The following is a 13295-nucleotide window of genomic DNA, read 5'->3' on the forward strand; positions in this document are numbered from 1 at the left end:
AACCCGCGTGCCCCGGCCAACACTCAACTCACTCGAGTTCCCACCCTCCTAGTGGAGGATGAAGTACACGTACCACGAAAAGATCTGGACCAACACGAAGAAGATGGAGAAGGCCCCGAAGCCATCGAGGTTTGCTCGGAAGTTCTCCGCCAGGCGATGGCTCGAAACGCCGACGCCACCGTCGACCCGGAAGAACTGGTAGCTCCGAATCGCCCGCATCACCAACACGAAGATCCAGTAGGCCGCCAGGAACAAAGCCAACGCATTCATCACAGCGAACGCGATGTACACCCCGGCATAGCCGGAATACCCAGGCGGGAACGGCAATCTCGTCAGGCTCCAGATCTGGAACCCCATGGCGAGCAGCAGCAACAGCACATTAGCGAGGCCTGCCACGATGAAGTCCATCGTGAACCCACGCCGCAGGCGCCGATTCGCAAACAGCTGCACCAGCAGACCAGCCAGCGGGAGCAGCATGACGAGGAAGCCAAGGATCTTCGAGGCCGTCAATCCGTGTGGATCCCACAGGCCGTTGGAGTTCAACGACTGAAGGTAGAAGAACGAGAAGTAGATCCCGCCGTAGAACGCAGCCGCAACCGGGATCAGCGTTCGAGACGCCGTCCACAGCGCACCCAGCTGCGCATCATGGTAGTACTGCTCCTCATCGATCGCAGGCGGCTGGGCCTGCACACCCGTAGCCACTACTCCTCACCTCCAGCGACGACAGCGGCCTGCTCAGCCGACGGATGGAGCTCGGCAACCGGACCCCGATCCTTCACGCCGTACTGGTACGGGCTGCGAAGCACGACCGGAATCTCCTCGAAGTTGTCGGCCGGTACCGGATAGCCAACCTGCCACTCAAGACCCTCCGAGCGCCACGGGTTCGGACCAGCCGGCGTCCGCCAGACGGCGAGCGACCAGATCAGATTGAACACGTAGAGCAGGATTCCGAAGCCGAGCACGTACGAGGAGATCGACGCGAACTGGTTCAGGTGCTGGAGCCGAAGGGCGTACTCGAACACGCGGCGCGGCTGACCCAGCAGACCGACCATGAAGAGCGGCAAGAAGGTCCCATTGAAGCCGAGCAGGATGAGCCAGAAGGACCACTTCCCGAGCTTGTCGTTCAACCGCACACCGAACAGCAACGGTGTGTAGTAGTAGATCGCGCCGAGCACGATGAACACGAGCTGACCCATGATCGTGAAGTGGAAGTGCGCCAGCACGAAGAAGCTTCCGTGCACCAACGTGTCCACCGGCACGTCCGAGTTGAACACTCCCGTCACGCCGCCCCAGAGGAAGTTCCAGAACACGGCGAGAACGAAGAGCATCGGGACCTCGAAGCGGATCTTTGCGCGCCAGAGCGTGCCCATGCTGACCAGGTACAAGAAGCCGGTCGGGATCGAGATCAGCTCCGTGGTCAGCATGAACAGCGGACGCATGTCCGGGTTCATGCCCGACATGAACAGGTGATGCTGCCACACGAAGAAGCTCAGCGCAGCGATACCGATCATGCCCGCCGCCGAGGTCTTGTAGGCAAAGACCGGCTTGCGTGCGAAGACCGGCAAGAGCTCCATGGTCATCGCGAAGCCAGGCATCGCCATGAGGTAGACCTCGGGATGACCGAAGAACCAGAACAGATTCTCCCAGAGGAAGCTCGAGCCGCCGTGGCCCGCATAGAGCATCGACGTGCGCACGGCACGATCGAGACCCATGATGAAGAGGCCATCTGCGAACACCGGAACCGAGAGCAACATCGTGAAGGCCGTCGTCAGCAAACCCCACACCAGGATCGGCATCCGAGACCACTTCATCCCCGGCGCGCGGTAGTTGATGATCGTCGCCACCATGTTGAGCGAACCGATGATCATACCGATGCCGACCAGAGCGAAACCGACGTCGTAATCGGACTGTCCGGGTCCACCCTGGATCGAGAGCGGTGCGTAGCCAGTCCAACCGGCCTGGAATCCACCCTGCCACAGCGCCGAGATGATGACCATGTACGCCGCGACGAGGAGCCACAGCGACACCGCCTCGAGGCGGGGGAAGGCCATCTTCTTCGACCCGATCATGAGCGGCACCAGGTAGTTACCGAACGGACCGAGCACGAGCGACGTCGCCATCGCCATCATGATCGTTCCGTGCTCACCGACCACCTCGATGTAGGTATCGGCCGCCCAGATGTGGTACGTCGGCGACAAGAGCTCCGTGCGGATCGCAAGCGCCAGCAAACCACCGGTCAGGAAGAACAGCAGCGTGACGAACAGGTACTGCACGCCCACGACCTTGTGGTCGGTCGAGTACGTGAAGTGCTCCCAGAACGTCCGCTTCTCCGACTTCGGCGGGTCCTTCGGTTCCCATCCGAGAAGCTTCTGGATCGGGTAGTTGAAGACCCCGAGTCCAGCGAGAAAGCCTACGGCACCGAAGATGAGTGCCAAGTACACGGCGATCTCGTTCTGGCCGGAGTTCACTACCACCGTATAGCCCGAGGCAATGAAGTTGCCGAGCCAATGGCCGAACGCGTAGAAGATCGCGCCTCCAACGAGGCCAGTGAAGAAGTTGCCCGTGAACCACGCACGTGCGAACTTCAACCCTCGAGCCTCGAGGTCACGCTGATCGACGATCGCCGCGCTCGGCGACATCTCAACAGCCATCGTTTCGTTCCCTTCCTCAGCGTTCCTAGTACGCAACCGAGTGACCGTTGGGGTCGTAGCTCGGGTAGTAGCCACCACCGGCCCCCGAGTACGACGGCGTGTACGTCAACGCGAACGGCGGCAGGAGCTTGGTCACACCAGCGTTCGCAGCCTGCATGTTCGTCGCCCACGTCTCGAACGACGATGCTGGCAACACCTCGCCGTAGTTGTACATCGCACCATGCCAGATCCCGCAAAGCTCGTCGCAACGGACGGTGATCTTGCCCGTCTGGCTCGTCGTCTCGGTGGTCGCGACGTTGTTGACGCCCGGATTCGCATCCGCCTTGACTCCGAGCTGATACGCCCAGAAGTCGTGGATCACGTCCAGAGACGTCACATCGAAGACCACGCGCGCGTTGGTCGGCAGATACAGCTCAGTGGTCTCCATCCCCCCGAACTGCGGGTACCGATAGGTGAACCGCCACTGTTGCGCGATGACCTGCACGACGAGCGGCGTCGAGCCTCCCGGCGTCCACGCCCCCTGCGGCGTTGCCTTTGCCCATGAGTAGTTCCAGATCGGCGACGGGCCAGACCCACTCCCCATGTCATGGTTCGCGATCAGCTCGTAGGTACCGAATACCGCCAGGCCGAGCACGAGCACGGTCGAGGCCACGTACCAGATTCCCTGGATCTTCCGATTGCCGAAGAGGACAATGCCATCCTGGTCCTCTTCACCCTTACGGGCTCGGAAGTTCACGAGTGCAAAACCACCGTACACCCAGACCATGAACAGGACTGGGACCACGAGCACCATCAGAATCTTGAAGTCGAACTGCTGGGCCGCAGCCGACGTCGTCATGGTGCCGGGCGGCATGTGGGGCCCCCACACGAACCACGTCAGATAGTCGACGATCGCCGTCAGGACGAACCAGACCGCAAAGATCTGCCACCCCTTGGATCGCGCGAAAGCCTTGCGCTCCTCACGCTCCTGTTGTGTCAGCGCCATCACGCCACCACCTTGAAGAAGCCAGCCATGTAGCCAGTCTCGGCCATAGGACCACCGTTACCTTCGAGGTAGCCAACGCCGCACGGGATGAAGCACTGCCAGCGGTAGGTGTGCGTCGTGTTGCCGGAGTAGAACGTGAAGGTGATCACGTTGTGCGCCTCCGACGGATTGCACGGACCCTGCTGGCAGAAGTTCTTCGCATTGCCGTTGACGCCCCACACCGGGATGTTCAGGCCGAGCGACGGGGCATCGATGGTGTGTGCGACACCATTCCCCGAGGCAGCATCGAGAACGCTGACCGGCTTCCCGTTCAGATACTCGACACCGCCCTGCGTCCCCAGGACCTTGCCCCAGTAGGGGTTCCGCAACGGCCCGCCCGAGTCGTACTCGTAGACCGTCACGTGCACGTACGTCTTCTCAGGAACCTGATAGATCGTCGTGCGTACCCACTTGCCAGCGGCATCCTTCGCGTACCAGCCCACCCATTGCGGGTGAGGACCGGTGCCGACGGCACCCTCGACCTGCAACGTCAGGTCGACGGTGTTCGGCTGTGTCGGCGACGGAGTTGCCGCCACCGTCGGCGGGTACGTTCGCAAGTATCCGAAGATGCCAAACAGGATCAACCCGATGGCGATCGCCGCGGATACAAGAACGATGCCCGCCCTTGCTCCCTTAGACAACCTCAACCCCCTATCACCTAGGGCCTTCCCCACTGCGCCTCCGGCGAGGCTGCGAGCGCAGCTGCTCGAACGAGCTCACTGCACCCGGACGAACCTGGTGCTAACCGTGGTGGGCCAGCGCGTCCAACTTCCGAAGCCAGTTCTCCAAGGTGGACGACGAAATTTGACCCTGCACCGCACCGATGACGCGACCGTCGGGTGCAACGAAGAAGGTGTCAGGGATGCCCACGAGCAGGTAGGACGACTGGAGCGATCCGGCGTCGCGCACGACTGGATACGAGACCCCCGTGCGCGCCAGAAAGGCGAGTGCAGCCGATCGCTGGTCATTTTCGTCCACACCGAGGAATGCGACGCTCCCGGCGGAAGCCGCCGCCGCCTTGGCGAGCATCGGCGTCTCGGCGTTGCACGGTCCGCACCACGACGCAAAGAAGTTGATCACCAACGGACGCCCACGGAAGGATCCCGGTCCGAGCTTCGACGCGCTCGAATCGTTCGCGAGGACCGGCAGCGAAAAGCCAGGCACCGTACGACCCACGAGGGCCGAACCAGACGACGAGGCCGTGAGCGAGGCCGAGGCCCCGTTCGTTGCGGATCGCGCAACACCCACGGCGTACACGACGTACCCAACCGCGACCAAGAGCGCAAGCACCATCGCGAACATGAAGACGCGGGGGCGCCGGCGAAGGTCGGACTGCTCGTAGGTGCTCTCACTCGTCGTCCGCGTCACCTCGACCTCACGATGACATCGACAGCCATCCCGACGAACAGCAAGGACAGGTACGTGATGGAGTAGGAAAACACGCGCATCGCCGCCTTCGGAGAGAGGGAGCGCAGGAGACGTACCGCATACCACACGAACCCCGCACCGAGCAGGACCGCAGCGGCGTCGTACACGAGGCCGAGCCCGGCGACCGGGCCCAGGACGAGGGCCAGGAGCACCAGCACGACCGAGTAGGCCACGATCTGCCACGCCGACGCGCGACGCGAGGCGACCGAAGGCAGCATCGGAACCCCTGCAGCCGAGTAGTCGTCGGCATAGCGAAACGCCAGCCCCCAGAAGTGCGGCGGCGTCCACACGAAGATGATGAGGAACATGAGCCACGCGGCGAGCGAGAGCTCGTCACGCACCGCAGCCCATCCGACGAGGACCGGCGCCGCACCGGCCGCTCCACCGATCACGATGTTCTGCGACGTCGATCGCTTCAACCACATCGTGTACACGCCGAAGTAGAACAGCGCCGCCGCGAGCGCGATCGAAGCCGCGAGCACATTGGCGCCCACGGACAGGATCGCAAACGCGGCGACCTCAAGCGTGACAGAGAAGATCAGGGCGCCCCGGGGCGACACATCACCGGTGACGAGCGGACGGCCCTTCGTTCGCCGCATGACCGCGTCGATATCACGGTCGAACCACATGTTGGCCGCGTTCGCACCGCCTGCCGCAAGGGTGCCACCGACCACGGTGATCGCGATGAGCGAGAGGGATGGCAGGCCACGCTTCGCCACGATCATCGCCGGAACCGTCGTGATCAACAGGAGCTCGATGATCCGCGGCTTCGTCAGCATCACGTAGCCGCGGGCTGTCCGCACCCAGCTCCGAGAGTCTTCGACCAGCACCGGCGACACCCCTCCTCATCACAGCCACCTGTCCAGTCATTCGGGCAGGACGGCGTGCTCAGCACTCGTTATCCTACCAACCAGGTCGTCATCTCGTCAACCGGAAGCAGGCTTTCGTGCATACGCAAGACACATCGCCTCGGCGTTCGCTCAGCTTGAACCCAGCCGCGCTCGACCGCGCGCCGGGTCCCTCCATGGTTGGGCAGGTCAGGGGCCTGCTGTCCGGACAAGCTGCGACGACGCTGGTCGTTGTCGACCCAGCATGGATCCGCTACTTGACGGGATTCGACGGTTCCCACGGCACCCTACTGATCGATCTGCGCGATGAGGATCGGCACCTTCTGTGTACGGATGGCCGCTACGTCGAGGCTGCGGGTCGGGCACTTGGGGCGCGAGGGCTCGACGGGCTCGTTGAGGTGCTCGGAGACGACCCCCTCACCACGTCGCATCACCGAGACCTGCTGCGCGCACCACTCGCTCTGCTCGGCTCGTGTTGGTCGCTCTCGACCCTACGACTGCTGATGGAGATCGATCCGACTCCCATCGACGCACAGCCTCTCCTCTGGCCGCTTCGGGCCGTCAAGCAAACCTGGGAGCTCGAGCGCATCCGCGCGGCAGCCCGACTCGCGGACGACGCCATGGATGCTGCCCTTGCGTCGCTCGCCGACGGGCCAATCTCAGAACGCCTTCTCGCGGCGACGTACGAGTTCGAGCTGCGTGCACGAGGAGCCGATGAACCCGCCTTCGCGACCATCGTGGCGGCGGGATCTCATGCCTCCGAACCGCATGCGAGGCCGAGCGAGCGGCTGATCAGGCCAGGCGACATCCTGCTGGTCGACTTCGGCGCAACGGTGGACGGCTATCGCTCGGACGCCACCCGCACGATGCTGCCGAGCGAAGGAGCAGACCCTCGAGTCCAGGCGTACTGGGACATCGTTGCGGCGGCCCAGAGGGCCGGAATCGCAGCCGCGACCGTCGGCGCGTCCGCGCACGACATCGAGACGGCAGCCCGCGCCGTCCTTCGCGAGGCCGGCGTCGAAGAGCTCCTCCTCCATGGAGTCGGCCACGCGCTCGGCCTCGAGATCCACGAGCGGCCCTTCACCGCGCACGATCGAGATCCCCTCGCCGAAGGGACGGTCATCACCGTCGAGCCGGGTCTCTATGTACCCGGAGAGCTTGGGATCCGGCTCGAAGACACGATCCTCGTGGGCGCAGAAGGCCCAGAGTGCTTGACCCGGCCCGCGACCGAGTCTCGAACGAGACCAGGTTCCGCAGCTCGCGTGCGCAGCTAAGCTGGTAGCTCGCATCGCGCGGACGTGCGTCCGTTGCGCCCATTCACTGTTCCGCCTCGGAAGGAGCCCCTATGGCAGTCGCTACCTCGACGAATGACCTCAAGAATGGGATGACCCTGGACCTCGGAAGCGACGGCCTCTTTACGGTGGTGGAGTTCCAGCACGTCAAGCCGGGCAAGGGCGGAGCGTTCGTGCGCACCAAGCTGAAGAACCTCCGAACCGGCGCGGTCATCGACCGTACCTACCGAGCCGACGAGCGCATCGACCAAGCCATCATCGACAAGCGGGAGATGCAAGCGCTCTATCGCGATCAGGACGGCTGGGTGCTCATGGACACGCAGAGCTACGACCAGATCACGGTGGATGCGGCGACCCTCGGATCCGCGATGCAGTACCTGCGCGAAGGGAGCACGGTGCTCGTCCTCAGCTACGAAGGCTCGATCGTCGCCGTCGAACTGCCTGCTGCTGTCGAGCTGACCGTCACCGAGACCGAGCCTGGTCTCCAAGGCGACCGAGTCTCCGGCGCCCGCAAGCCAGCCACGCTGGAGACCGGACTGGTCGTCCAGGTCCCCCTCTTCGTGAACGTGGGTGACACCGTCAAGGTGGATACGCGCACCGGCGACTATCTCACGCGTGCCTGACCGACGCGACGACTCGCACGACGTGCGCGCCGTTTGGCGCGAGCGCGTGCTGGAGCTGCTCTACGAAGCCGATACGAAGGGCGAAGCGCCCGCGGACCTCCTTCGGGGGGACGAGCCAGCGTTCATCCGCGAACGGATCCGAGGTCTGACGGAGCGACGCAGCGAGATCGACGCACAGTTGACGGCCCACGTCATCGGATGGCAGCTCGAGCGGCTCGCACCCATCGACCGTGCCATTCTCCGACTGGCGACCGCAGAGCTCCTGGAAGCATCGACGCCGCCCTCTGTCGCCATTGCAGAAGCGGTGAAACTCGCCGACCGCTATTCAACCGAACGTTCGGCCGCGTTCGTCAATGGGGTCCTCGCCTCGATCGCCGTCGACATCGCTGGCGAGGGCCACCGCGGCGAGCCCGACCGCGAACCCAGCTAGCTCGCGACGCGACCGAGTTCGGCACGCAAGAAGCTGGGCATGCCGCTCGTCGAGCTCAGCTCCACCCGTTGAGGCGAGATGCCGAGCTGGCGAGAAACGCTCGCAAGCTGTGCGTTCGCTGTTGCCAGGACGGTGTCCATGGTGTGCAGGCGCCCTGCGATCAACGTGACGGTGCTCATGTCGGTCGGATGCACCAGCAGCGTCTTCATGTACGCGAGCACCGACGCTGCGTTCGGGAACGCCCACGCGTAGACCTCCTTGACCACCGGCGTCAGGTTGAAGTGGTTCAAGGAGTTCGGCGGTGCATAGGTCGCCAAGTTGTAGAGGTCCGAGTTGACCGCGATGGTGCAGTACTCCTCGTCTTGTTCGATGATCGTTCGCGCCTCGGCGAGCTGGTTGGACGCCTTCGAGACGATCGCACCGAGCGCCCGATAGCCGTCGTTGAGGGCGACCGCACAGCCCCCTGCGTCCTGCTGCATCGTCTGCACGGCGCCGCGGAAATCGACGCGCTCTTGGGCAACGGTCACGCGCTGCGGGTACACGATCGCGGCCTCGATGGCGACGGACGCGACGACCACTGCGCCGACGATCCAGAGCACCTTGCGACGGCGAGCAGGCGTCCGGGGCTCAAGCGTTGGATCAGCTCGGTTGACGGGTCGGGGCACTGTGCTCCTCCAGATCGAGTGGTTCAGATCGCGTGGCGACGGGGCCGCTGCTACGCCCTCTCGGCGAGGGCCGGTTCGCTCTCCAGTCTACGGACCCACACGCACTCGCTCTCGCACCATCTCCACGAGGGCGAGCACGGCGAGTTCATAGGAGCGGGGCCCGAACCCAGCGATGGATCCTGCCACGACGCGCGCGATCGTCGACCGATGACGGAATGGTTCGCGAGCTGCCGGATTCGACAGGTGCACCTCCACCACGGGGATCGTGATCGCCGCGATCGCATCGGCAATCGCGTACGACGTATGGGTCAGCGCGCCCGCATTGAGCACCACACCATCGACCGATCGAGGCGCACGCTGCAGGAGTTCGATCACCCGAGCCTCGCTGTTGGTCTGCTCGAAGGTCACGGCTGCTCCGACCGAGGCCGCACGTTCTCCGACGCGGCGGCGCACGTCCTCGAGCGTCTCGGTCCCATACACGGTCGGCTCCCGGACCCCGAGCAGGTTGAGGTTCGGACCATCGATGACGAGCAGGCGCACCGCCGTCATGCGCGTGCCTCGTCGATTGCCGCGACGATCACCGCCTCTGGCACGCCGTGGACCAGCTCGAGACCGCTCGGTCCATCGAGGACCATCGCGAGTGACCCTCGGTGCTTCTTGTCCGCTGCGAGAAAGACCATCACCTCTGCGGCCCCGATCCACGGCGGCACGCGATGTGCGAGGCCGAGACGCGCCACCACCTCGACGTGCTGGATCACGCGATCTCGCGTGATCCTGCCGAGACGCTCGGCAACGATCGCCTCGACCACGAGGCCGATCGCCACCGCCTCGCCATGGCTCAAGGGCCGGCGACGCGCCAAGGCGGCTGCCTCGATGGCATGGCCCACCGTATGCCCGTAGTTCAGCAGTGCGCGCTCACCGTGCTCGCGCTCATCGCGCTCCACGACGCGCGCCTTTGCCTGGGCCGCCTCGGCAACCGCCTCGTCGAGCGGGAGCTCGACCAGACGATCGAGGCCAAGGAAGGCGTACTTCGCCAGCTCGCCAAGACCACTTCGCCACTGGCGACGAGGCAGTGTCGCCAGCACATCGAGGTCGGCGACGACTCGTCGCGGCTGCCAGAAGGCGCCGACGAGATTTTTACCGGCACGCAGGTTGACCGCGGTCTTGCCGCCGATGGCCGCGTCGACCATACCAAGGAGTGAGGTCGGCACCGCGACGAAGTCGATGCCACGGTGGTAGGTGGCGGCAACGAAACCCGCCAGGTCGGTGACCACCCCTCCACCGATGGCGATGAGGCCATCTCCCCGAGTGGCCCCGGCGCTGGCGAGCTCCTCAGCCACCCGCTCCACCACCGCGAGCCGCTTGGCGCGCTCGCCATTGGGAACCTCAATGACAGGCCAGGGCCATGACGCAGGGAGGGGAATCGCGGCTTGGGTCACCACGAAGGCCTGGCGCCAGTCCTCCGGGACGATCTCGCGAGAGTCCTGGAGGATGCCGCTCCCGACCGTGATGGCCACCTCGTGCTGTGGCGTTCGCATCGAGAACCGGCGGGTCGCACGGCCTCGCGCTGCCCACGCTGATCGGAGTGCGCTCGGAGGACCTTGCACCATCAGCGCTCCAGCGCACCGTCGCGCCACGGTAGCGCCGCCTCGTGTGCGAGATAGCTCTCGGCGTTGCGGCGAAACTCGGCGATGGAGTCCCCGCCAAACTTTCTCAGGGCTTCGTCCGCGAGCACCAAGGCCACCATCGCCTCGGCAACCACGCCCATCGCGGGCACCGCGGTCACGTCGGTGCGCTCGCGAAAGGCGATCGACCGCTCCCCCGTGGCGAGATCGACCGTCTCGATCACAGGCCGATTCAGCGTCGCAAGGGGCTTCATCCACGCGGTTGCCACGATCGGGCTCCCATTGCTCACACCGCCTTCGATGCCTCCAGCGCGGTCCGTCGGACGCTCGAGCTGCGAACCCACGATGGCATCGTGCGCGAGCGACCCTCGCACGCCCGCGACCTCGAGCCCGGCACCAATGCTGACGGCCTTGACGGCCGGGATCGACAGCAACGCCTGACCGAGGAGGCCATCGAGTCGACGATCCCAGTGCACGTAACTCCCCAACCCGACCGGCACGCCGTGCGCGACGACCTGGGCGGCCCCGCCCAGCGAGTCGCCAACCTTCGCGGCCGCTCGCACCTCTGCAATCATCGCCGCCTCGACAGCCGGATCGAGACAGCGCACCTCGGAGGCGTCGATACGCTCGCGATCACCAAGCGTCGGCACGGTCTCGACGCTCACCCGGGCGGCACCCAGCTGCACGACGTGGCTCACGATCCCGACACCGAGAACGCCGAGCAGGGCCTTCGCAACGGCACCTGCTGCGACCCGAGCAGCGGTCTCGCGTGCCGACGCTCGCTCGAGCACGTTGCGAGCGTCATCGAAGCCATACTTCTGCAGACCGGCGAGATCAGCGTGACCAGGACGTGGCGCCGTCAACTTCCGGGCGGTCTGGCCCGGATCCGGCGACATCTCCTCGGTCCACTTGCGCTCCCACTCCGAGTTGGCGATCTCGAGCACGATCGGCGATCCCAAGGTGCGTCCATGACGCACGCCGCCGATGATCGTGAGCGCATCCTGCTCGAAGCGCATCCTCGGGCCCCGCCCGTAGCCCAAGCGCCGCCGCGCAAGCTCAGCGCTGATGGCGTCGCCGACGAGCTCGAGTCCCGCGGGGACACCCTCGATGATGACCGCGAGCGCACGTCCGTGCGATTCGCCACCAGTCAACCAGCGCAGCATGCGCTCAGGCTAGCGAGACGCCGAGCGCACTCACGTGAGTGCCGTGAGCCACGATCAAAGCCACGAGCGCACCCACCGCGATCGCTGGCCCGAGAGGCAGGCGGTCACGATGGCTCCCGCCGCGCAGGAGATGCCAGAGCGCACCGAGCGCGCCGAGGCTCAAGGCCACGAGCGCCGCGAGGACCGGGACCCACCAGCCGAGCGGCGCCTCCACGGCTCCGAGCATGCCGAGGAGGGCAATATCACCACGACCGAGCCCCCCGCGCGACAACCAGCGTACGAGCATCCACGCGCCCACCACGGCGAGCGCACCGCCGATCGCTGCAGCCACAGCGCGCAGCGCGTGGGGACCGAGTCCGAAGATCACGACCTCCGTGACCAGCGCACCATCGACGAGCGAGCGCGGAATGCGTCGGGTCTGCCAGTCCACGGTCGCACCGACCACCGCGACACTCCAGGCAAGCGCCTCGGCGACGAGCGCGGCGCCCGTCACGCCCGACCAGCTGAGCCACCACACACCAAGACCCGCCGCCACGCCAGCGCCACCATGCAGGAACGTCGCCCGTCGGCTCTTCACCGCGCCCCGCCGACGGGCGAGCGGTCCCACGGCACAGGCGACCAGAGCGGCGGCAACCACAGCGGCTGTCGCCCGGACAACAGCGACGGACACGTACGATCCGTCGACCGAGTGCCTCCAAAGGTTTACCGTTCGGCAAGATCCGACCACTACGGTCGAGCCATGGCACCGATGAGCCAGAGCGCCGACGACCAGGACTGGCGAGCATTCGACGGGCTCTGGAATTTCCGACCCGTCGAGGCAATCCTTGCCAACGGTCACCGACTCCGTCCCGGCAGGCTTCTGCGCTCGGAGCAACCGTACCGACTCGACGCCACCCAACGACGCCAACTCCTCGAGCGCTACGCGATTGGCAAGATCCTCGACCTCCGAACCGCCGAGGAGTGCGCCCCGACGGAGTCCATCGACGCGCCACGAACGCACCTACCGCTCCCGGACGTCTCGCGTGACCCACGCATCGCAGATGGTTCGCGCAACCTGGCCGGTGCCTACCGCGCGATGCTCGACGACCACGCTCCGACGTTGGTTCGAGCCATCGACGCCATCGGGGTGCCAACGCCGGTGCTCGTCCACTGCACGGCCGGCAAGGACCGAACCGGGATCGTCGTGGCCCTCACCCTCGAACTCGTGGGCGCTCGGCGGGACGACATCGTGCGCGACTACGTCGAGAGCGGACGACGTCTCGCGGCGTTGACCGAACGTGCCTTGGCTCGCGGCTACGAGCCGACGTGGCGCGAGCTCGCGCCCGAAGTGCTCGGTGCGCCTCCGGCTGCGATCATCACGGTTCTCGAGACGGTCAAGGAACGGTGGGGCTCCGTGGATCGGTTCCTCATGACGTTCGGGATGACGCCAATGCGCATCGAGGCGATCCGAAGCTCGCTCATCGCATGACGCCACGATTGCACGCGCGCCAACCCCAACGGCTCCGCCCGAGGCCGGCGTGTGCGGCGCCGCATCACGAGCGCTCGC

Annotated in this window: 15 protein-coding genes; 4 read left to right on the forward strand and 11 right to left on the reverse strand. The window is 65.5% G+C overall.

Annotated elements, in window-relative coordinates; genetic code table 11:
- Window positions 1-48 precede the first annotated feature (48 nt).
- The 6 genes from AFER_RS08830 to AFER_RS08855 all read right to left on the reverse strand — a co-directional run bounded on the left by AFER_RS08830 (window position 49) and on the right by AFER_RS08855 (window position 5906).
- Entirely contained in the window at window positions 49-702 is a 654-nt protein-coding gene (locus AFER_RS08830; protein ID WP_015799101.1) for a hypothetical protein, read from the reverse strand.
- Window positions 702-2651, reverse strand: coding sequence for a cytochrome c oxidase subunit I (locus AFER_RS08835; protein WP_015799102.1), 1950 nt, complete (start codon window positions 2649-2651; stop codon window positions 702-704). Before AFER_RS08835 ends, AFER_RS08830 begins: the two co-directional genes overlap by 1 nt.
- A 25-nt stretch (window positions 2652-2676) precedes the next feature.
- Complete coding sequence (locus tag AFER_RS08840; RefSeq protein ID WP_041661807.1) at window positions 2677-3636, reverse strand: cytochrome c oxidase subunit II; 960 nt, start codon at window positions 3634-3636, stop codon at window positions 2677-2679.
- Window positions 3636-4322 (reverse strand): hypothetical protein, encoded by a 687-nt coding sequence (locus AFER_RS08845; RefSeq protein WP_143712002.1) that lies wholly within the window; start codon window positions 4320-4322, stop codon window positions 3636-3638. The genes AFER_RS08840 and AFER_RS08845 overlap by 1 nt, the downstream gene beginning before the upstream one ends.
- A 94-nt stretch (window positions 4323-4416) precedes the next feature.
- A complete protein-coding gene (locus AFER_RS11275) occupies window positions 4417-5043 on the reverse strand; it encodes a TlpA family protein disulfide reductase (RefSeq protein WP_015799105.1) in 627 nt (208 codons plus the stop codon).
- Complete coding sequence (locus AFER_RS08855) at window positions 5040-5906, reverse strand: heme o synthase (protein ID WP_245526005.1); 867 nt, start codon at window positions 5904-5906, stop codon at window positions 5040-5042. The genes AFER_RS11275 and AFER_RS08855 overlap by 4 nt, the downstream gene beginning before the upstream one ends.
- 143 nt (window positions 5907-6049) lie before the next feature.
- On the opposite strand from AFER_RS08855, the gene AFER_RS08860 reads away from it, so the two are divergent.
- The 3 genes from AFER_RS08860 (at window position 6050) to nusB (ending at window position 8296) form a co-directional block, all read left to right on the forward strand.
- Window positions 6050-7225, forward strand: a complete 1176-nt coding sequence (locus AFER_RS08860) for a M24 family metallopeptidase (RefSeq protein WP_015799107.1) — start codon at window positions 6050-6052, stop codon at window positions 7223-7225.
- A gap of 71 nt (window positions 7226-7296) precedes the next feature.
- Entirely contained in the window at window positions 7297-7866 is a 570-nt protein-coding gene (gene efp / locus AFER_RS08865; protein ID WP_015799108.1) for an elongation factor P, read from the forward strand.
- Window positions 7859-8296: a transcription antitermination factor NusB gene (gene nusB, locus AFER_RS08870; protein ID WP_015799109.1), complete on the forward strand. Its 438-nt coding sequence runs from the start codon at window positions 7859-7861 to the stop codon at window positions 8294-8296. The genes efp and nusB overlap by 8 nt, the downstream gene beginning before the upstream one ends.
- Here the strand turns inward: nusB and AFER_RS08875 are convergent.
- The 5 genes from AFER_RS08875 to AFER_RS12435 all read right to left on the reverse strand — a co-directional run bounded on the left by AFER_RS08875 (window position 8293) and on the right by AFER_RS12435 (window position 12419).
- Window positions 8293-8895 (reverse strand): hypothetical protein, encoded by a 603-nt coding sequence (locus AFER_RS08875; protein WP_143712003.1) that lies wholly within the window; start codon window positions 8893-8895, stop codon window positions 8293-8295. The genes nusB and AFER_RS08875 overlap by 4 nt on opposite strands.
- Before the next feature lie 153 nt (window positions 8896-9048).
- Window positions 9049-9510 (reverse strand): type II 3-dehydroquinate dehydratase, encoded by a 462-nt coding sequence (gene aroQ / locus AFER_RS08880; RefSeq protein WP_015799111.1) that lies wholly within the window; start codon window positions 9508-9510, stop codon window positions 9049-9051.
- Window positions 9507-10499: a 3-dehydroquinate synthase gene (locus tag AFER_RS08885; protein ID WP_041663538.1), complete on the reverse strand. Its 993-nt coding sequence runs from the start codon at window positions 10497-10499 to the stop codon at window positions 9507-9509. The genes aroQ and AFER_RS08885 overlap by 4 nt, the downstream gene beginning before the upstream one ends.
- A gap of 71 nt (window positions 10500-10570) precedes the next feature.
- Complete coding sequence (aroC, locus tag AFER_RS08890) at window positions 10571-11749, reverse strand: chorismate synthase (RefSeq protein ID WP_015799113.1); 1179 nt, start codon at window positions 11747-11749, stop codon at window positions 10571-10573.
- Window positions 11750-11753: 4 nt separating this feature from the next.
- Window positions 11754-12419: a prepilin peptidase gene (locus tag AFER_RS12435; protein WP_015799114.1), complete on the reverse strand. Its 666-nt coding sequence runs from the start codon at window positions 12417-12419 to the stop codon at window positions 11754-11756.
- Between the two features lie 69 nt (window positions 12420-12488).
- Between AFER_RS12435 and AFER_RS12440 the strand changes: the two genes are divergently transcribed.
- Window positions 12489-13217 (forward strand): tyrosine-protein phosphatase, encoded by a 729-nt coding sequence (locus AFER_RS12440; RefSeq protein WP_049755452.1) that lies wholly within the window; start codon window positions 12489-12491, stop codon window positions 13215-13217.
- The last annotated feature ends 78 nt before the right edge of the window (window positions 13218-13295 follow it).

The sequence above is a fragment of the Acidimicrobium ferrooxidans DSM 10331 genome (genome assembly GCF_000023265.1).
Taxonomy (GTDB): Bacteria; Actinomycetota; Acidimicrobiia; order Acidimicrobiales; family Acidimicrobiaceae; genus Acidimicrobium; species Acidimicrobium ferrooxidans.